This window comes from Mucilaginibacter lacusdianchii, assembly GCF_009770985.1.
Lineage (GTDB): Bacteria > Bacteroidota > Bacteroidia > Sphingobacteriales > Sphingobacteriaceae > Mucilaginibacter > Mucilaginibacter lacusdianchii.
In genome coordinates this window covers 1,387,673-1,406,931 of record NZ_WSRW01000001.1, presented here as the reverse complement: position 1 = coordinate 1,406,931, position 19,259 = coordinate 1,387,673, and the positions used below count along the sequence as shown (strand labels likewise).

At 43.3% G+C, this 19,259-nt stretch carries 15 protein-coding genes; 4 read left to right on the top strand and 11 right to left on the bottom strand.

Going from position 1 to position 19,259, the window contains the following annotated elements:
* Positions 1–7: 7 nt before the first annotated feature.
* Positions 8–952, bottom strand: coding sequence for a UTP--glucose-1-phosphate uridylyltransferase (locus GPM24_RS06330; protein ID WP_158825871.1), 945 nt, complete (start codon positions 950–952; stop codon positions 8–10).
* A gap of 295 nt (positions 953–1,247) precedes the next feature.
* Positions 1,248–1,451, bottom strand: a complete 204-nt coding sequence (locus tag GPM24_RS06325) for a hypothetical protein (protein ID WP_158825870.1) — start codon at positions 1,449–1,451, stop codon at positions 1,248–1,250.
* 106 nt (positions 1,452–1,557) lie between these two features.
* Here GPM24_RS06325 and GPM24_RS06320 point away from each other — a divergent pair, with 106 nt between their 5' ends.
* Entirely contained in the window at positions 1,558–1,797 is a 240-nt protein-coding gene (locus GPM24_RS06320; protein WP_158825869.1) for a hypothetical protein, read from the top strand.
* A 15-nt stretch (positions 1,798–1,812) separates the two neighbouring features.
* Here the strand turns inward: GPM24_RS06320 and GPM24_RS06315 are convergent, their stop codons facing one another.
* Positions 1,813–3,120, bottom strand: a complete 1,308-nt coding sequence (locus GPM24_RS06315; protein ID WP_158825868.1) for an Ig-like domain-containing domain — start codon at positions 3,118–3,120, stop codon at positions 1,813–1,815.
* Positions 3,121–3,156: 36 nt separating this feature from the next.
* Positions 3,157–3,561 carry a VOC family protein gene (locus GPM24_RS06310; RefSeq protein WP_158825867.1) on the bottom strand — a complete coding sequence of 135 codons (405 nt, stop codon included), beginning with the start codon at positions 3,559–3,561 and terminating at the stop codon, positions 3,157–3,159.
* Between the two features lie 229 nt (positions 3,562–3,790).
* Here GPM24_RS06310 and GPM24_RS06305 point away from each other — a divergent pair, with 229 nt between their 5' ends.
* Positions 3,791–5,749: a sialate O-acetylesterase gene (locus GPM24_RS06305; protein WP_158825866.1), complete on the top strand. Its 1,959-nt coding sequence runs from the start codon at positions 3,791–3,793 to the stop codon at positions 5,747–5,749.
* A gap of 238 nt (positions 5,750–5,987) precedes the next feature.
* Here the strand turns inward: GPM24_RS06305 and GPM24_RS06300 are convergent, their stop codons facing one another.
* The 3 genes from GPM24_RS06300 to GPM24_RS06290 all read right to left on the bottom strand — a co-directional run bounded on the left by GPM24_RS06300 (position 5,988) and on the right by GPM24_RS06290 (position 10,252).
* Positions 5,988–6,884 (bottom strand): helix-turn-helix domain-containing protein, encoded by an 897-nt coding sequence (locus GPM24_RS06300; RefSeq protein WP_158825865.1) that lies wholly within the window; start codon positions 6,882–6,884, stop codon positions 5,988–5,990.
* Positions 6,885–6,906: 22 nt separating this feature from the next.
* A complete protein-coding gene (locus GPM24_RS06295; RefSeq protein ID WP_158825864.1) occupies positions 6,907–7,746 on the bottom strand; it encodes an oxidoreductase in 840 nt (279 codons plus the stop codon).
* Positions 7,747–7,900: 154 nt separating this feature from the next.
* Positions 7,901–10,252, bottom strand: a complete 2,352-nt coding sequence (locus tag GPM24_RS06290; protein ID WP_158825863.1) for a S9 family peptidase — start codon at positions 10,250–10,252, stop codon at positions 7,901–7,903.
* Positions 10,253–10,526: 274 nt separating this feature from the next.
* Between GPM24_RS06290 and GPM24_RS06285 the strand changes: the two genes are divergently transcribed.
* Both GPM24_RS06285 and GPM24_RS06280 read left to right on the top strand, forming a co-directional pair.
* A complete protein-coding gene (locus tag GPM24_RS06285; protein WP_158825862.1) occupies positions 10,527–11,231 on the top strand; it encodes a dihydrofolate reductase family protein in 705 nt (234 codons plus the stop codon).
* 200 nt (positions 11,232–11,431) lie between these two features.
* Positions 11,432–12,076 (top strand): DUF47 domain-containing protein, encoded by a 645-nt coding sequence (locus tag GPM24_RS06280; RefSeq protein WP_158825861.1) that lies wholly within the window; start codon positions 11,432–11,434, stop codon positions 12,074–12,076.
* A gap of 14 nt (positions 12,077–12,090) precedes the next feature.
* Here the strand turns inward: GPM24_RS06280 and GPM24_RS06275 are convergent, their stop codons facing one another.
* From GPM24_RS06275 to GPM24_RS06260, 4 genes are all read right to left on the bottom strand, one after another.
* Positions 12,091–13,182: a phytase gene (locus GPM24_RS06275; protein ID WP_158825860.1), complete on the bottom strand. Its 1,092-nt coding sequence runs from the start codon at positions 13,180–13,182 to the stop codon at positions 12,091–12,093.
* Between the two features lie 64 nt (positions 13,183–13,246).
* Positions 13,247–14,509 carry a right-handed parallel beta-helix repeat-containing protein gene (locus tag GPM24_RS06270; RefSeq protein WP_158825859.1) on the bottom strand — a complete coding sequence of 421 codons (1,263 nt, stop codon included), beginning with the start codon at positions 14,507–14,509 and terminating at the stop codon, positions 13,247–13,249.
* 31 nt (positions 14,510–14,540) lie between these two features.
* Positions 14,541–17,315 carry a TonB-dependent receptor gene (locus GPM24_RS06265; protein ID WP_158825858.1) on the bottom strand — a complete coding sequence of 925 codons (2,775 nt, stop codon included), beginning with the start codon at positions 17,313–17,315 and terminating at the stop codon, positions 14,541–14,543.
* A gap of 234 nt (positions 17,316–17,549) precedes the next feature.
* Complete coding sequence (locus GPM24_RS06260) at positions 17,550–19,187, bottom strand: tetratricopeptide repeat protein (protein ID WP_158825857.1); 1,638 nt, start codon at positions 19,185–19,187, stop codon at positions 17,550–17,552.
* Positions 19,188–19,259 lie beyond the last annotated feature (72 nt).

Here is a 19,259-nt window from a genome sequence, read left to right as displayed (position 1 = left end):
GTATCAGTTATTTACGGCTGTTGGCTTCGGCCAGCAGCTCAACCAGGGTACTTAATGTTTCATCGTGCGCCTCGCCGGCTAAGCCTAAAGCTACCTGCGCACGCAGCAGACCATGCGGGCGGCTCAAATCATAACGGGAACCCTGCACCTCAAGCGCCAGGTAACGCTCGGTTTGCGCAAGTTCTTGTAAAGCAGGCGTAAGCAACACGTTGGTAGATCCTTCGTCAATTTTTTTCTGTAGAATATTAAAAATACCTGGTGTAAGCACATGCATACCAAAAAAGCATAGGTAGTAGCCAATGCGCAAGCCCGGCGTTTGTAGCTCCAGCTCGGCTAAGCTTAATGATGGTTTTTCTATAAGCTTTTCTACCTCATAAACGCCAGACGTGTTAGCTACATGCTTACCCGTAACCGTACCATAACGCCCAATTAAATGCTCGGGGGTTGGGTTTACGGCCGATACCGGGCTGCCTTGCGCCGATGCCAGCTCCAGCAATTGAGCTGCACATCTTTTACCTTTGATATTAGATACATATAAGTAATCGCCCAACAACAGTAAGAAAGGCTCGTCACCCACAAACTCGTGGGCACAGTACACGGCGTGGCCGTAGCCCAGCGGTTCGGCCTGCTCGGCATATTGTACCCGTTCTGAAAACAAATCAAGCTTGGCAGCTTCCTGCTGTGCCCATTCCACACCCTTGAATGATTTGGTTAAATTGTCTTTCAAAGCGCTAAAAGCACTTTTATACCGATCGGCATCGCCGGGGGCACATACCACACAAATTTCTTCAATACCACTACTAAAAGCCTCTTCGGCTATAATTTGCAATACCGGCTTGTGCAAGCCATCGGTGTCAACCACCGGCAACATGGCTTTTTGTACGGTGTCTGATACCGGATACAAGCGCTCGCCCCGGGCAGCTGCCGTGATAACGGCTTTTCTAACTTTCATAAACAGATAAATATATTTTAAAGTCGATTAATATTCGATAATGATAACACCCGCTATACCTGCTCATTTGACCAAGCTTCGCAATCGATTACACAATTGCACATAGTGGTTGGATGTTTGTTTTTATTCATCCAGAAAACTAAAGGAAAATTTATCGCCTTATACGATTTGTATAATTGACCAGAGCAAGGTACAAAAAATATATACCAATATTTATCTGATGAAATCAGCTAAATTTATATTGTAAGCACCTGCAAGAATGTATACGCAGGTTTAAGAACAAAGTCCGCCTTAATTAGTCGATTGCCTTAACAACCGCTGCAATTAACCCGTCTACCATTTGCAGCTGATTAGCAACGTCATTTCTCCAGACACCATCTTGCTGCAGAAAGATATATGGCGCTTTATACATTTCAATAACAATTTTTTGCGGCGATTTTTCTACTACTGTAAAGTAATAAACACGGTCATCATAATGAGCTTCTAAACGAGTTGACATAGGTTGCGAAGATAAGCAAAGTATAAAATCAACAACAACATAATCACATACCTTATGTTGTAATACAGCAAACCGCGCCGAAGCGGTATGTGAAATGAACATCAAAATGAGTCAAACACAATCCCTACAATTGAATATAGGCACCCGAAAAATTAATGTAACGCCCGATCAATCTGCCGAACGTAAAGACGGCAAACTTACCGGCCTATTTTACCTTACTGAGAATGATGAAAACCGCGGTACATTGCGTTTCGACAAACAGAGTTGGGAAAATAAAAACACTGGCGACTTAAGCTATGTGGAACTGGAGGCCATTGCCGAAGCTATTATGACGGAATATAAGTAATATCTTGTTATTCGTTTATTGAGCTGCTGTGGTAAAATCAATTAAATAAGGCTGCATGCTTACATCATTGATATCTCTAAACCGTTCGCTGGCTGTTACTTGGTAGTGTTGATTAGGCTTTAATTCTACCTCGAACGTAGCCGAACGGCCATCTTCTGAAAAGCTGACAAAGCGCTTAATCTTTAACAAGCTGTTCATACCCAAAGACCCAAGTTCAAAACCCCGGCCGCGTTTATTCATTGGCCTTGAAAAGATAAGAGTAAGTTGTGTGATAGCCGGGCTTACCTGCGTGGCATGGTTATTAAAAGGCGCCATAGAAACCACAGTTGGCCGCAACTTTTCGTAAGCGTCTTTTAACTCCTCAACAGGCCGGGTAAAATAGTGCGACTGATCAACAAAGCGACTTAAAGCTGCCTGATCGTTACAATCCAGTTCTATCATTTCTTTGATAGCCTGCTTTTTATCAGATGCTCGGTTATAATATTTTTCACAGATGGCATGGCCTACATAATAACCCAGATCGCGCATATTAAACTGGTTAGACATATTGCTGTATAGCCAAAAGCCTTCGGTTGCATTGAACAGCTGACCGGCAAATACCTGCCGAATACGCTCGGCATGAGTTTTACCATAACTTATGGCTGGTAACTGGGATATCTTTCCGGTAGCCTTTTCCGCTAAAAATTCTGCAACGCCTTCCAGTACACACTGCCCCAGCAGGTTATCGGCTGTGGTGGTTTTTTGCTGCGTATGTACATACTCGTGCACATTGGTAAAAACCACATTATTGATGGGGTTGGTTTTGGCAAACTGTACGGTGTTAAAGTTGGCCGGAAACTCATCCATTATAGTGTGCTCATCTGTAAGGGTTGATTCGCTGCCTATTAACACCATACCATCTAAAGTAGTACCGCCTGAACGAAAAACGCCAACCGTAAAGTAAACCGGTGCTGGCTTCAATGCCGGATAAAGCACTTTAAGTTTTTGCACGTTGGCTGCAATATCGGCACTAAACTGCTTTGCCTTAAGCATGTTTGGCCGTATTGACTGCCAGAACCGTGGATAACGATTAATCGCATCTACATACTCCTTAGCTGTGTAATCGCGAACCTTCATCATGGCTTTTAAGCCGGGAGTACCTTTATCGAGAAAAAACTGATGTAAGTACTGATATTGCTGTGCACTATCTTTTGTAGTAGCTATTCGGTCATATGCTTGCCAGAAGTTATCAATATCAGTAGTATAAATGTTAGCAAATTGTTTTTGAGCCGAGGTTGCCTGAGAAAGCGCCAAAGCAATAGTAAGCATGATAAAGTTTTTCATGTTCTGAAATATTTCCCCCGCTGAATAAACCAACGTTTACTTAACTACATTACCCTGATCGGACTTATCTTTTGGTTCCCAAAGCTCGATGATATTGCCTTCCGGATCGAGGATATGGACAAACTTTCCATAATTATATTCGGCAATTTCATCAACTATGGTTACTTTTTCTTTTTTCAGCTCTTCTACCAGCGCAGCAATATTTTCTACCCGGTAATTGATCATAAAAGGCTTGGTTGAGGGGTTAAAATATTTGGTATCCTGCGGAAACGCGCACCATGATGTAGATCCTGTTTTTGACGGATTATCGGCCTGCCGCCACTCAAATGTTGTTCCGTATTCGCTGGTGGCTAATCCGAGGTTTTTGGCGTACCATTCGTTCATCGTTTTTGGATTATCAGATTTAAAGAATATGCCGCCAATGCCTGTTACTTTTTTCATATAAAATGTGTTTTATGATTTAGGATGGAAAGTAAGTTATATACAATGCTAATAACTAATATAGGATGAATATTTTATTCTTAATCCTTATGTTGTACCAATTCAACAAATAATTTCATTCATTACCCACCTAATAAACAATTAACAAAATAATTCATGCAATCGATTGCTTTTTTAAATCAGGAAGGATAGCTTTGATAAATCAACACCAATTATTGAACACTCATCTATGAATTTCATTCGAACCTGGGTCCTCTGCTGCTTTTTATGTTGGGGTATAACGGCTGACAGCCAAATCCGATTACCGCAACTGGTAAGCAATAATATGGTATTGCAGCGCAACCAAAAAATAAACATTTGGGGCTGGGCTGCACCTCATGAAAAAATAAACGTACAATTTAAGGGTAAAACCTTTAACGCTACTACCGGCACAGACGGTCAGTGGAAAATTATTCTACCTGCTATGAAAGCCGGCGGCCCTTATAGCATGAATTTGAGTGCCAGTAATCGCATTATTATTCAAAATATTTTAGTGGGCGATGTTTGGTTTTGCTCCGGACAATCAAACATGGTTACGCCTATGGAACGGGTGAAAGAAAAATATCCGGATGAAATTGCCGGTGCAAATTATCCGCAGATACGGAACTTTTTCATTCCCACCGTATCAGATGTCAGTAAAGTTCATACTGATTTGCCGCCTGGCAAATGGGAGCAAGCTACGCCACAAAACGTTTTGCAATTTGGCGCGGTGTCTTACTTTATGGCCAAGCAGCTTTATCTCAAATATCATGTACCTATCGGAATTATCAACTCTAGTGTAGGTGGTACCCCTATACAGGCATGGATTAGTGCCGAAGGCATCAAGACTGTACCACAATATGCCAGCCGGGTAGAGCAGTTTAAGGACACCGCTTATTTAAATAAAATAATGCGCCCTGCCACACCGCGCACCAAGGCAATTGCACCTAAGGTAACGCCTGTTGACCAAGGCATGGCCGGGCCGGTTAAATGGTATGAAACCGGTTATGTGCCCGAAGGCTGGCACCAATTCTGGATGCCCGGCTACTGGGCCGATCAGGGCGTTAAAAACCTGAATGGTATTGTATGGTTCCGCCGTGAAATTGAGGTACCAGCATCTATGGCTGGCAAACCCGCCAAACTGTTTGTAGGCCGTATTATAGATGCCGACGAAACTTATGTAAATGGTGTTAAAGTGGGCAACATCACCTATCAATACCCTCCGCGACGCTATGATGTGCCTGCTGGCTTGCTTAAAGCTGGCAAAAACCTGATTGTCGTACGCATCACTAATACCTTTGGCAAAGGTGGCTTTGTACCCGATAAACGCTATGAGTTAACCGATGGTACTACCAGCATTGATATTCGTGGCGATTGGCAATACAAGGTGGGGCAAGTGTTTACGCCGCTTCGCCAAAGGGTAGGTGATGTGGAAAGTGGCTTTGCCTTTTCGGCCCAAAATGAACCTACCGGTTTATACAATACCATGGTAGCACCGGCTATACCTTACGCTGTTAAAGGTTTTGTTTGGTACCAGGGCGAAAGCAACACCGGTAAGCCGCAGGAATATAATCAACTGCTTACCACTCTAATTGCCGATTGGCGCAATAAGTGGCATGATAACAATTTACCGTTTTTGTACGTGCAGCTGCCCAATTTTATGGAAGTGCAGTACAGCCCATCAGAAAGCCAATGGGCCGAAGTGCGCGAGGCGCAGTTGAAAACTCTGTCGATACCCCGCACGGCTATGGCGGTAACTATTGATTGCGGCGAGTGGAACGATATTCACCCGGTAGGTAAAAAGCCCGTTGGTGAACGTTTGGCACTGGCGGCCGAACGTTTGGCTTATGGCGATACTAAAGTGGTAGGCTCCGGTCCGATATATCAATCAGCTAAAATAGAGGGCAATAAAATCATCCTTAGTTTTACCAGTGTTGGCAGTGGCTTAATAGCAAAAGGTGGCGGAGAGTTAACCCAGTTTGCCATTGCAGGTGCCGACAAGCATTTTATATGGGCTAATGCCCAAATAGAGGGGGACAAAGTGATTGTAACAAGTCCGGAGATAAGCTCACCTATGTATGTGCGTTATGCCTGGGCGGATAACCCTGAAGGAGCAAATTTGTATAACAAAGAGGGTCTGCCTGCATCGCCTTTCCGTACCGACAAATGAGGTCAGCATAATCTTTGATCTTCGTTAACTGCTATTATAACCAAAAGCCTTTCAAAAAATTGAAAGGCTTTTGTGTTACATGCGAACGATAAACCAAAGCTGGGCGTTCTCTATGCGAAACTTCCGATCAATCGATAATATCTATTCTGCTCCTATAACGTGATGCTTTATCCCAAATTACCACTGCAAATAAAAGCCTATTTAAAAGGTGAGATAGATACGTTAGTTAAAACACTGCTCAACGGAAAGCCGTTGGCGTGGTATGGGTCAGCTTTTTGAAAAAATGGTTAAAGTGCGATGGCTCTTCAAAACCCAGGCAATAGCTTATTTCGGCAATGTTCCAGCTGGTATGCTCAAGCAAGGCTTTGGCCTCGGCAACCATGCGTTCAAAAATTAGTTCGGTGGTGGTTTTGCCGGTAGTGAGGCGAATGGCGCGGTTCAAGTGGTTCACATGCACATTCATCTGTTCGGCAAAAGCACTGGCCGACCGCATTTTGAACTGCTGAGATACGGATTCGATTGGAAACTGGCGCTCCAGTAAATCGGTAAATACGGCGGTTAAGCGGGTATTGGCATCAGCATGCTGGTGAAGGGTTTCGGTAGGCTGCATTTTTAACGCCTGATGCACTATCTCCATCATATAACCACGTATTAGGTCATACTTGTACAAGTAATCTGTTTGTAGTTCACTTTGCATTTTATAGAAGATGCTGGTAAGGTGTTCATCCTGCATAGGATCTAAAGCAAATACAGCTTTGGCTCCGGGCACAAACATGGGCAAATCCTTCACACTGTTGCGGGTTTGACCAGCAAAAAAGGCTTCTTTGAAAATGCAGAAATAGCCTGACGGATCAGCTGTAATCCGTTCAAATTTGTAAGGCACCAGCGGATTGAAAAATATCAGGTTTGATCCGTTCACTTCCAAGCTTTTATCGGCATAATGAAACACATGCCGTCCGCGAATGAGCATTATCTTGTAAAAATCCCATCGACTATATTTAACCGTACTGCGGCCATGCCGGTAAGTTTCATCCAGGTTAAACACATTGAAATGCCCAATGTCCTTTTTCAGGTCACTAGGCATCCAGTTAAACTTGTACTGGTAAAATTCTTCGAGCGTTTCGGTAGCGGCCATCTTACAAAATTAAAACAATGTGCTACTCTTTAAAATCGGTAACAAACGACAACTCTTTCCATTTTTCCAGCTCGCTGGTCAGTAAATCAATTTTTTGTACCGCCCGGTTGTAAGCATCGGTTCCCATAAAAAAGCGCACGGGTGGCTCGGGCATTTCGGCCAGTTGAATAAACACGTCTGCTGCCTTTTGAGGGTCACCAGCCTGCTTGCCGTTCATGTTCAGGTAGCGGGAATGCGAATCTCTGATCGCCTGATAATCGTCGATTTTGTTTTCAGACAATACTAATGATTGCTCGCTTAAAAACTCTGTACGGAATGCGCCTGGCGCAACAACGGTAACGTTAATACCCAATTCGCGTACGTCATCGGCTAATACCTCACTCAAACCAATCACTGCAAACTTGGTAGCCGCATACATAGCCCAACCTGTAGCTGCCGCAAAGCCTGCGATGGATGAGATATTGATAATGTGCCCGGATTGTTGCTTACGCATGTAAGGCAACGCGCTTTTAATAACATTGATGGTAGCAAACACGTTAACACCAAAACTATCGGCAACCTCTTTTTCCGAAAGCTCTTCTACACTGCCACCTATGCCAAATCCGGCATTGTTCACTACTACATCAATGCGGCCAAAGTGCTGCACGGCTTGTTGAACGGAGGCTGTTATGGAGGCACTGTCAGCCAAATCAACTTCGAGCGGAAGGAATGAATCTTCTTTACCTGTGCCAACCGCATCCTGCAACGTTTCAACCGAACGCGAGGTGGCCGCAACCCTATATCCTGCTTGTAATAACTTTTTAACCAATGCCAACCCTAGTCCTTTGGAAGCACCGGTAATATACCATACTTTCTTATCCATGTTTTGAATGTTTTGATGATACAAATGTCTGTCAGCAACCTTTATATGTTCTTGTAGGTTTCAAACCAATGATTGTCAAATTCAAACAACACATCTGAATAACCTAACATGAAAATAAAAAAGCGGATGGTTAATGTCCATCCGCTTTTCTTTATTATCTGCCGCGCTCCTCGCTGTTACGAGGGTCGGCTTTGGGTTTCATCAAGTAATCTTGCGGCGGTTGTGCACCCAGCAGGTTCTGCACAAAGTAATCCCAGCGACGGCGCATCATGTATGGGCCATAAGGGCCGTAGCCATGCGCACTGTTGGGGAATATTACTAAGTCAAAACTTTTATTGGCCTTTTCCAATGCTTCGGCAACCAGCAAGGTGTTTTGTGGAGGCACATTGTTGTCCATTAAGCCGTGTACTAGCATGAGTTTACCTTTTAAATTTTTAGCATAATTTTGATTGGCTTGCGCCTCGTAATTAGAAATACCGTTGGCATTATTTACCAGCAGGCCATTGTAGCGTTCGCCCCAATCATCTTCATAATTACGGTTATCGTGGTTGCCCGATTCAGCAATGCCTACTTTAAAAAAGTCGGGATAACGCAGCATGGCGGTTGCCGTAGCAAAGCCTCCGCCCGAATGGCCCCATATACCCACCTGGCTTACATCCATGTACGGATACCGCTTGGCCAGTTGCTCAATAGCTGTAATTTGATCGGGGATAGTGTTCTCAGACATATCGCCATAGCTCATGTCATGAAAGCTTTTTGAACGCAGCGGATTGCTGGTACCTTCCAGCACTACTACCACAAAGCCTAGCTCGGCCAGTGCCTGATTATCGCCACGCGAAGCTGCGAAAGACCAGTTACCCACGCTACCACCCTGCGGACCAGGGTAGATGTAATCAATCACCGGGTACTTTTTGTTAGGGTCGAGATTGGTTGGCGTAAACATGACGCCATAAACATCAGTTTTGCCATCGTGTGCTTTGGCGGTGAACGGCATACAGGCTTTCCAACCGGAGGCTTTCAGGCGACTGATGTCGGCTTTTTCCAGTGTAGCCACCAACTTGCCGTTTGCGTTACGCAATACGGTGATTTGTGGCACATCAGGTTTAGAATAAGTATCTACAAAGTAATTTCCTGTTGGCGACAGCGTTACCTGATGATTGCCTTCTTCGGGTGTAAGCACGGTAAAGTGCTTGCCATCAAACCCTGCTTTGCATAATTGGGTAAAATAAGGATTATTTGCCTCGCGGCCATCAGCCAAAAAGTAAACTTCGCGCTTCTGCTCATCCACTTTCAGGAGTTTAGTAATGGTCCAGTCACCTTTGGTCATCTGATTTTTAAGCTTACCGGTTTTGGCATCGTATAAGTACAAATGCCCCCAATTATCACGCTCCGAATACCAGATGATTTCATTGGTTTTGGGCAGATAACGCCAGTTTACTGTACCCTGCCCAGATTCAAACTGGGTGGGTACCATTTCTTCAAAAACTTCGCGTACGGCACCGGTAGTGGCATCAGCAATCCGCACCTTTTCCTGCTTATGATCGCGCGAGGTAGATACAAAGGCCAGTTGCGTAGCATCGGCATTCCAGTTCACATCGTTAAGCACGCCATTGCTGGCAATATTATCGCTCAAGGTGCTCCGATGCGGGTCGGCCGGTATTTGCAGCTCAATTACTTTGGGCTGGTCTACATTAATAACTACCCGTTTAATGGTAGCAATCTCTTTATCGCCGGGTAATGGGTACTTCCAGGCTTTTAGCGTAGGATGACCAACATCGGTCGTCACCAAATACATCTCGGCTACATTACGCTCATCTTGCTTATAAGTGGCGATTTTTTTAGAATCGGGCGACCATAACAATATAGCGGCGTTGCTACTAGCCCAACCGGCGTTATCAGTAGCATAACCAAAATCCTTAACGCCATCAGTAGTTAACTGGGTAAGTTTGCCGGAAGCTATATCCCGCATCCAAAGGTTATAATCTTTAATAAACACAGCTTTCTTTCCATCGGGCGATACTGATTCAGGTACTTGGTTTGCACTGCGTCTCATCCGTTGACCGCCGCTTACAGCCGAGTTATCCTCAGTCAGCTGATAACTTTGCAAATCGCATTTCCATTGCTTTCCATCGGCCCTAAAAATAATGGCTTTACCATCGGGCGTATAGTTGATGCTTTGAAAAGGAAGCGTATTTGCAGTATACTTTTTATTACCAGAAGCCGAAAGCGCATCGGCCAGTTTTTGCTGATCAAATGCCGGCTGGCGGCTACCGGTAGCCGGGTTCACCAGTATAAATTCGCTGCCTTGTGCAGTAAGTACCCGATACCAGAATTTATCGCCGGTTAGCCAATTGGGCTTTACTTCAGCACGATCAACCAATGGGCCGGTATTATAGTTCAGCATTTTTTCGGCACGCTCGTAATCGCTGGCCGTTACTATGCGCTGCTGCGCCTGTGTTGTCCAGATAGTTGCCGAGGCTAAAGCAGTCAATAAAATTTTATTCATATCGGAAGTTTCAATACGCTTTAAACGATCTGTTAAGATAGCATCAATAAACGCTTCCTCAATTATAAAAATTAATTGCAGATGTTAGATGTAAGGACAGGCGCAGTAAAGAATGTTTTATAAGATTTTTACAGAAAAGAGCTTCACCACACTAACTTAACCTGCTGCTGATTGCAATACTAGTTAGTGAAGGATACGGTCAAGGGTTATCTATTTTAAATCAAACAAGCGCTTGATCTGTTTAAGTGAGATACTATTGAACGATTTACATACCATGAAAAAACCATATGTGATTTGCCATATGATGAGCACCGTTGACGGTCGTATCATATCCGGCAACTGGGGAGATGAGCAATTGACAAAAACCTATGCGGGCTTTTTTGAAAAGTACCACGAAACTTTTGAAAGCCAGGCCTGGATGTGCGGCCGGGTAACCATGGAAAGAGATTTTACAGATGGCGTACAACCCGAGCCGCAGAAACCAGATAGCCCTATAGCACGTGAGCCCTTTATTGGCGACAAAAACGCTACGTCGTTTGCCATTGCCATAGATGCGCACGGCAAACTGGGCTGGAACAGCAATCAAACCGGTGGCGACCACGTTGTTGAAGTGCTTACCGAACAGGTAAGCGATGATTATTTATACTACTTACAGCAAAAAGGCATATCCTATATTTTTGCAGGAAAAGAAGAAATAGATTTTAGTTCGGCCTTGAACCAGCTGGCAGAATTGTTTCCCATACAAACGCTGATGCTGGAAGGCGGTGGACATGTAAACGGTTCGGTACTTAATGAGGGGTTAATTGACGAATTGAGCTTGCTATTACTTCCTATTGCCGACGGCACACCCGGCTCGCCTACTACTTTTGAGGTAAGCAGCTACCTGCAAAAAAAGCCGGCTACGCAACTACAACTTACCGAAGTGCAGCAGTTGGACGAAGGCGTATTATGGATCAAGTATCGCTTTGGGAATAAATAGCTATTGACAATGGGTAAGGGATAATTTAAAAAATGAATTTGAAATTATCCTTTACCGCACCAGTTTCTATATCACACTTAATTAAGCCACTTTAACACAAAGTGGCTTTTTGTTTTTACCTGAAGGCTAACTAGAGAATTAAAAGTAAGGTGATATACGGTTAACACCACCATGGTAGTTTCGCTGTAAATAGTTGATTCATGACATCTGCTTTCTTTAAGTTTTTGCTTCCTAAAAACGATGTATTCTTTAACCTGTTTAACCAGTCATCGGTAAACAATGTGCAGATGTCTGAACTGCTGTATAAAGCTGTAAGTGATGAATCTGCTCATAAGAGCAGCATACACTTCAACCAGATTAACCACTTAAAGCTTAAGGGAAATGAGCTAAAACATCAGGTTTATCATGTCTCATCAAAAGCGCTGATATCGCCTTTTGAGCGGAATGATATGTATGCTTTGGCCTCAGCCATTAATGACGTTTGTGACAGTATTCACATTGCCGCCCGCCGCATCAATTTATACAAACTGGAATATGTATCGCCTGCAGCCAAAGATATAGCCGGTATTGTAATTGAAGCCAGCATGGCTTTGAATAATTGTGTACAAGCCCTGAACGACTTAAAAAACACAGACTCCATGACGCAATGCTGCAACAGCATTAAGCAGCTGGAGCGTTATGCCGACCGTGTTTATAACCAAGCCCTCTCGGCCATTGTGGCTCAAGAAACCAACTCTATTGAACTGATAAAATACACGGAAATATTGGCAGCATTAGAAAAAGCGACCGACAAGTGCGAGGATGCTACCGCCGTTATTGAAAGCATTATTGTAAAAAACAAATAGCAGTTTGCTAACTACTATTTGTTTTTGAGTTCTTTACCCGCAATATCCTCCCAGCGGTAATAATGAAACGTCTTGTCATCGCTCATGGCTACAAACAGGCCATGCTTAAACTGTTTATTCAACGGTTGTGCCAGCACGTCTGATCCATCGCTTTGGCGGGCAGCTACCGGCACAATTTTTAGCAATTTGTGCTCATAAGGATTTTTCGCAGATCCCTCGCGGCTAAAAACCTGGAAACGGTTAGCGCCCTGATCAGAAACCAATATATAGCCTGTGGCTGCTGTTAGTTTATAAATGGAAATTCCTTCATGATCGGCTGCAAAGCCAGATGTACCAAAAATGGCCAGTTGCTGATTACCCTTTGCCGGATCGGCATAGTACTGGCGCACGCCCGTTTGCTCGTCGGAGTAGTAAACGTAACCCATTTCATTATCTACGGCAATAGACTCTATTTCTTTTTTACCGCTGTATTCGCCAAACTTACGTACCAGCGTAGCTTTAACATGCCCGGTACCATCATCGCTCAATAAGTATTGCCACAGGTAGCCGCCGGTTAGCGGACCATTTTTGCGGCCGGTTATAGCGTATATTTTTCCGTCGGGTGCCGTGTACGTAGCAATCCCCATCAGGTCGCGGTACTCGTTACCGGTTTCATTGGCAAAGGCTTCAATACCGCCATTGTCAACAGGTTGCATATCGGGTAATGAAAATATGCGCAGCTTGTGTGTCATGCGTTCGGTGGTGATGGCAATGTCGGTAGGCTTGCCATTTAACATCAAACCGCAGGCAATATCAACATTATTAGGGCGCTTTAACCCTTTTACTGTTTTGCTATGGTCTATTTTACCGTTCAAATCAAATACATACAAACCGCCATCGGCATTTTTATCGGTACCTATAACCAAGCTCTGGGCAGCATTTTTAGGATTTACCCAAATAGCCGGATCATCGGTATCATATTCCACCGGTTCAGTAATCACTACAGGTTTTACTTCGGCTGATATAACTACCAACGGATTACTTTGGCTTGGTGCCGACGGCTGGCAAGCTGCAGTAAAAAAAGTTAAAATTAAAGGTGCTGTATACAGCAGTTTAAATTTATTCATTCAACACTTAAAAAATCCGGTAATACAGATAAGCATCACCGGTAAAATCATATAAATATCTGTATTATCTAGTTCCAAATGCACCCACAAAATTAGCTGGAGCAGGAGATGTATAAGTTACACCGTTAGCTGTAATACCGGCTGCATAATGCCGGGTAAAAGTGGTGATGCCTTTGGTTAAAGCTGGTGAACCGGCTTGCAAATGAAAATCCCAGCTGGTATTAAATACCGCATTGTTAACAGATGTATTTAGGGGATAATTTACAAACTTAGGATCATTATCACCTGCCTTTGTACTGATAACATCATTTACACCAGCTACAACTTCGGCAGTAGGTTGAAACTGATTAACCGTGGCCTGATCATAACCATAATACCAGTTGTTTTTAAATACCGAGCGTGAATCTTCAGGCTTTTTAGTATCACGTTTTACACCAAAACGGGTATTGGCAAACAGGTTGTTGTATAACTCGGCGCGTACGGTGGCTTCTACCCAAACCGAACCGCCTTTAGCTGTTGGCCTGCGCCAGCCTGTGTTTACCAGCGTATTGTTGTATGCAATGATATAGGCTTGGGGCGTACGGTCGCCCGAGTTAGATAGTTTTAAGGCGTTGGTATTGGTGCTGTATACCAGATTGTAAGCCACATCGGCCAAACAGCCCGACTTGAAGTTCATGGCCTCGCCGCCGGTTACACCGGTAGTATAAAATACATTATTAGCAAAGATGATTTTACCACCTTCAATGTAAGTACAGTCTTCCTGAAAATTGCGGAAAACACTGTTGGTAACGATAAGCTTACCATTTACGTTCGAGAACCACAATACCGGTAAATTCTCGCCAGCGGTAGCTTTATACAAACCCTGTTTTACCGAGGTTGATGCATCTGATGTGGTACTACCACCATACTCTAATATGGTATGATCAAGCACCAGCTCGGCACAGGAAGGAGCAGCCAATATACCGCCCCACATTTTGCCAAACTTTTTGGCGTCGGTTTTATAAAAATCATTAACCGTGAATTTTACCGGATTTTGCTCGGTACCCAATGAGTACAGATTCCCCTTTACAATGATTTCCGGCTTGGCAACGGTATCCATCAGTACCGTAACACCTTCTTCTATGGTTAAAGATTTACCTGCAGGGATCACAATATCACCTTTTATAACTTGTGTGCTGCCTTTGGTCCACACACCCGATACCTCACCAATGGCAGAGCCATCAATGGCTGATGTATCCACATCTTTGTTGGCTTTTTCGCAACCGGCAAGCAGAATGCTCAGGATGCACGATAGTGCCAACACATTAAATAACTGTTTTAATTTCATGATTTACTGACTTTTAATATCTGTATTGCTTTTAAAATTTGTAACGTATGCCCAACAGGTAGCTTTGCTTGTAGTAATCGTTGCGGATAAGCGTTTGCCCGTTAGATATGATGTTTTCTTTCAAATTATCGTTGATAGGGTTGGTGCCTTTGATAAACAGCTTGGTTGGGGTATTCAAAAGGTTACCTGCTTTGATGAAAACAGTTAAGTGATTTTTAAACCGTTTCTCGGCCGAGGCATCCATCTGGATAAAGCCTTTTTGCCATAAATCGTTGTTCAAAAACTGTGATACAGTATTGATACGCTCGCCGATGTAAGAAGCAGCCAGCTGTGCATCCCATCCCTTTTTAGTATCGCGGTACAGCAAGGATGCGTTAGCCACATGTGCCGATTGGCCAAACAGCGGACGGGTTTGATCTACCAAAACCGGTTTCAAATCGCCGGTAGCGGCGTCTATCTGCCGTGTGGTTTTTGGCGTGGTAATTCTGGAATGGGTGTAGGTATAATTTGCTTTGATACCCAGTTTGTTGAAATATTTGATATAATCTACCTCAGCACCATAGTTGCGGGCCGTACCAAAGTTTCCGGGCGTGTAATAAATATCCTGACCACGGGTAGCATCAGCCTGGAAAGTATACTCGATTGGATTTAAGATAGTTTTATAAAATACACCAGCCAAAAGCTGTTCTGACGCATTGGGAAATAACTCATAACGCAAGTCGAAGTTATGGGCAATAGCACGTTGTAAATCGGGGTTGCCACGCTCCTGGTAATCTTCGTTTACAACTTTGCTAGGTACAATTTCATAAAAACCGGGGCGGTTTAATGATTTAAAATAGGCCCCATGTAATTGCTGATTTTCTGCTAGCTTATATTTTAATGTTAAACTCGGCAACACGTCGGTATATACCTGGCTACCTGTCGGACGCAACTCGCCGGCCGGGAATAACAGGTTATAACCTTGATCGGTATGCTCAACCCGAACACCACCCACTACCTGCAAGCCATGCAAGTTGAATTTAACCATACCGTAACCAGCACTTGTTTTTTCAGAAGCATCGTAAGTTAACGGATTACTTACTGCACCGGTACCGTTAGATACACCCAGGGCGATATCGGCATAGTTGGTAAAATCGGTACCATAAACGGCGGTAGAGTTTAAAGGATATAAATTGTAGTTGTTATAAAAGCTGCTGCGTTGTTTGTCGCGGTATAAACCACCTGCACTGAAATCAACATTTACTTTGGCAACAGGCACGGTGTAAGTTAAATCTAAGTAACCGGCTTTATCCTCGTCGGTATTGCGCTCCCAACGGTGCGTTACCGGGTTGGTATTTACCAGCACGGTACGAAACTCGTTCCCATTCTGGCGCAAACCATTCAAACTGATGGTGGTGTTATCAGGCACATCATTTTGAGCAGATGAATACACGGCCGACCATTGGATTTTAAACCGGTTATTCAACAGCCTGTGATCGCCATGCAGGGTGCTGTTATAAATTTGTTGCTTTGTTAAGCGGCTACGGGTACTGTAAACCAGTTCGGCATTTCCTTTATCAGGATTGTAGTTACCATTGTAAGGTGTTTCCACCTCATCACGTACCTGAATATTATCCAGCTTTACGTATATGTTAGATAAGGTTAATTTGTTATGGCTATTAATAGCATAATCTATTTTGTTGTTTAAACCATAGCGCTTTTGCTGATCTGAGTATTGGCGCTCGTTTTTAGCAGTAATTGTAGCATAAGCATCAGTACTGTTTACAGATGTGTTGTACAAAGTGCTATTACTGCCCCGGTAAGTGTTTTGGTAACTACCAGATAAAATAACACCTAACTTACTGTTAAAAAAACGCTGACCCAGTGTTAAACTACCTACCAGGTTTGGTGCCGGGGCTTTACTGCTATAGTTAAACGTTCCTTTCGGAAAATCATTAGCCGTAGCCTGGTAAGAGCGGCCATTGATTTCGTAAGGAGATTTATGGTTAATCTGCGAATAATCGTAGCTGGTAAAATTGCGGTCGAAAAACAACTGGTTGTAACCACCGGCAATATTACCGGTAACCATCAATCTGTCGGGCGCATCTTTCATTACCATGTTTGTTACGCCGCCAACTGCATCGCCTTCCATATTCGGGGTAAGGGTTTTGGAAATCTCCAGGCGGTCTAACAAATCAGCCGGAAAAATATCCAAAGGCACATAGCGGTACTGGTTATCAGGGCTGGGTATTTTTACGCCGTTTACCAAGGTATAATTATAGCGTTTATCCATACCGCGTATAATGGCATACTGCGCATCGCCATTACTGTTGCGCTCAACTGAAACGCCTGATACACGCTGTATAACATTGGCTACCGTAATATCTGGCGATACCTCTATAGCACGGCCTGAAACAATATTCATTACCGGGGTAGATTGTTGTTCCAAACGGCGGGCTTCACGCTCGGCAGAGCCATCTTTTTTGGAGATTACTGATACTTCGGCTAGGTTTTTACCTGCTGGTTCCAAATATATTTTGAGATGATGATAGCCATCCTCTTCTTTAGTAGCTTCAATTTCCTGAATAGCGGTTTTATACATCACGTAACTAATGCGTAAGGTATAATTGCCAGGTTTTACTTCTTTGATCTGGAAAGAACCGTCTAAGCCGGTACTGGTTGATTTGCCGGCACGGTCTAGCACTATGGTTGCGCCTACCAGTGGCTCGCCGGTTTTTTGATCGTATACATGGCCTTTTATGGTAGTGGCCTGTGCCACGCTAATACCCAACAGGAAAAGTAAAAGGGTTTGTAACAGTTTATTCATTTTAGGGAGTTTGATGCATTTGCTTTGATGCCGCAAATGTGAAAATGCATTTTAAACTGCCGAAACTTTAGCTGTTACAAAAAGGAAACAACGTTACATAAACCGTAAACCAAAAGGCAACGCCACTACACAACTAATTGATAAACAAGCAAATGTATATTACAATAGACTCCATTATCATTCCGTTACCGTTACATTAAGATAATGTTAACACGGTTTTTAACTAATATAAGACTATAGTGATTGGATGAATGTAGACAGGTTATCACCCTGCTCCAAGTTTAATTTTTTGCGTAACCGGTACCTTGCTACCCGTAAACTATCCAGCGAGATACCGAGCAAACCGGCTATATCTTTAGAATCCATGTTTACTTTGAGCAGGGCAATCAGGCGCATATCTGTTGAAGTTAGGTCGGTACTGTGCTGCTTTAAATTTTTAAAAAACTGCTGGTGTACCTGCTCAAATGCAGAAGTAAATTCTTTCCAATGCTGTTCGTGATTAAAGCCCTGATTAATTTGGTGAATAATCTGCTGCATCTGCTTTTTCTGGTCGCGTTTATCATCCTTTACCATCTCTTGCAGCGTATTCCGCATGTCTTCCAGCAACTGGTTGTTTTTGATTAAGTTGAGCGTATGGGTAGACAACTCACGGCTTTTTAAATCCAGTTGCTGTTTTAATGATTCTTCTTCCAACTGCTTATTCTTCAGTTCCAGTTGCATCAGTTCGTGCTGTGCCTGATAAATGGATTGGTTTTGTTCGGCCAGCATACGCTGGTCTTTGATTTTTAGCCGCTGCCGACTAAAGATGATGATGGCAATAATAACTAGTAATACCACAATGGTAATTGCCGATGCGGTGATGATTCGATTGGTACGGCGATGGGCATTCAGCTGAATTATCTCTTCACTCTTTTTGTTGATATCATACAGTACCTGCAAAAATGCGGTTTGATTTAGCCCCTCTTTTGAATAGATTTCCAATGAGTATTTGCGGCTTAGTTCCAAATAATGATAAGCGCTGTCCATTTGCTTAAGTAACTGATAACTTTTACCTAAATCCCGACTAGCGGCCGCCAATTGATAAAGATTGTGTGTTTTTGAGGCTAGTGCATAGGCTTGCCTTGATTGCTGTACGCTTTCAGCATAATGCTCCGTTTTGCGCAGCACATCGCCAATATTGTTAATTACCTCAATACTGGCTATAGTATTATGGCCCTGATTATATAACGTTTTTGCCTGATTAAAGCAGGTATAGGCCGAATCGTACTTGGCCAAATCTTCATAGATGCTGCCTAGGTTTTCATAGATTTTGGCAACGCCTTGCTGATCGTGAATCTGATTGTAATGGATTAAAGCCTGTTGCTGATAATGGAATGCGCTGTCATATAACTGCCGTTTTTCAAACAGGTGACCAATTTCGCCTAATATTTCTGCCTGTCCTTTTATATTCCGGGTTTGCTGATATAGGCTAAGTGACTTCTTGAATAAACTTTGTGCTTTGTTAACTTCTTTATTATAGTAATATAAAACGCCCATTTTACCCAAGTTGCCTGCCTGCATATCTTTATTACCGGTTTGGGTAAACAGTTTATCGGCATGCAGGTAAAACTCCAGTGCTTGTGCGTAGTGCCCTTGGTTAAAACAAATTTGCCCCATTAGTTGCAAAATAGACGCGGCGGTAGGTTTATTTTCGGTACCAGCTTGGGCCTGTAATTCTTTTAAAAGCTTTAAAGCCGAATCGGGGTGAAGCTGACTAAGCGCTTGTGCCTGTTGCAGGATAGTTCTATCGGATTGTGCAAAAGCAGTACTACTTATTCCAATCCATAATAATAAAAATACATGCTTAATTTGCTTTGCAGTGACTGAACGCATAATATAAAAAATTACCCAGCCAAAAGACTGGGTTTAAAAGCTGCGATAAACAGATTACCGTTCTACAAAGAA

Coding starts and splice junctions, on each gene's coding strand:
- GPM24_RS06330 (WP_158825871.1), bottom strand. CDS start 952: ATGAAAGTTAGAAAAGCCGTTATCACGGCAGCTGCCCGGGGCGAGCGC.
- GPM24_RS06325 (WP_158825870.1), bottom strand. CDS start 1,451: ATGTCAACTCGTTTAGAAGCTCATTATGATGACCGTGTTTATTACTTT.
- GPM24_RS06320 (WP_158825869.1), top strand. CDS start 1,558: ATGAGTCAAACACAATCCCTACAATTGAATATAGGCACCCGAAAAATT.
- GPM24_RS06315 (WP_158825868.1), bottom strand. CDS start 3,120: ATGAAAAACTTTATCATGCTTACTATTGCTTTGGCGCTTTCTCAGGCA.
- GPM24_RS06310 (WP_158825867.1), bottom strand. CDS start 3,561: ATGAAAAAAGTAACAGGCATTGGCGGCATATTCTTTAAATCTGATAAT.
- GPM24_RS06305 (WP_158825866.1), top strand. CDS start 3,791: ATGAATTTCATTCGAACCTGGGTCCTCTGCTGCTTTTTATGTTGGGGT.
- GPM24_RS06300 (WP_158825865.1), bottom strand. CDS start 6,884: ATGGCCGCTACCGAAACGCTCGAAGAATTTTACCAGTACAAGTTTAAC.
- GPM24_RS06295 (WP_158825864.1), bottom strand. CDS start 7,746: ATGGATAAGAAAGTATGGTATATTACCGGTGCTTCCAAAGGACTAGGG.
- GPM24_RS06290 (WP_158825863.1), bottom strand. CDS start 10,252: ATGAATAAAATTTTATTGACTGCTTTAGCCTCGGCAACTATCTGGACA.
- GPM24_RS06285 (WP_158825862.1), top strand. CDS start 10,527: ATGAAAAAACCATATGTGATTTGCCATATGATGAGCACCGTTGACGGT.
- GPM24_RS06280 (WP_158825861.1), top strand. CDS start 11,432: ATGACATCTGCTTTCTTTAAGTTTTTGCTTCCTAAAAACGATGTATTC.
- GPM24_RS06275 (WP_158825860.1), bottom strand. CDS start 13,182: ATGAATAAATTTAAACTGCTGTATACAGCACCTTTAATTTTAACTTTT.
- GPM24_RS06270 (WP_158825859.1), bottom strand. CDS start 14,509: ATGAAATTAAAACAGTTATTTAATGTGTTGGCACTATCGTGCATCCTG.
- GPM24_RS06265 (WP_158825858.1), bottom strand. CDS start 17,315: ATGAATAAACTGTTACAAACCCTTTTACTTTTCCTGTTGGGTATTAGC.
- GPM24_RS06260 (WP_158825857.1), bottom strand. CDS start 19,187: ATGCGTTCAGTCACTGCAAAGCAAATTAAGCATGTATTTTTATTATTA.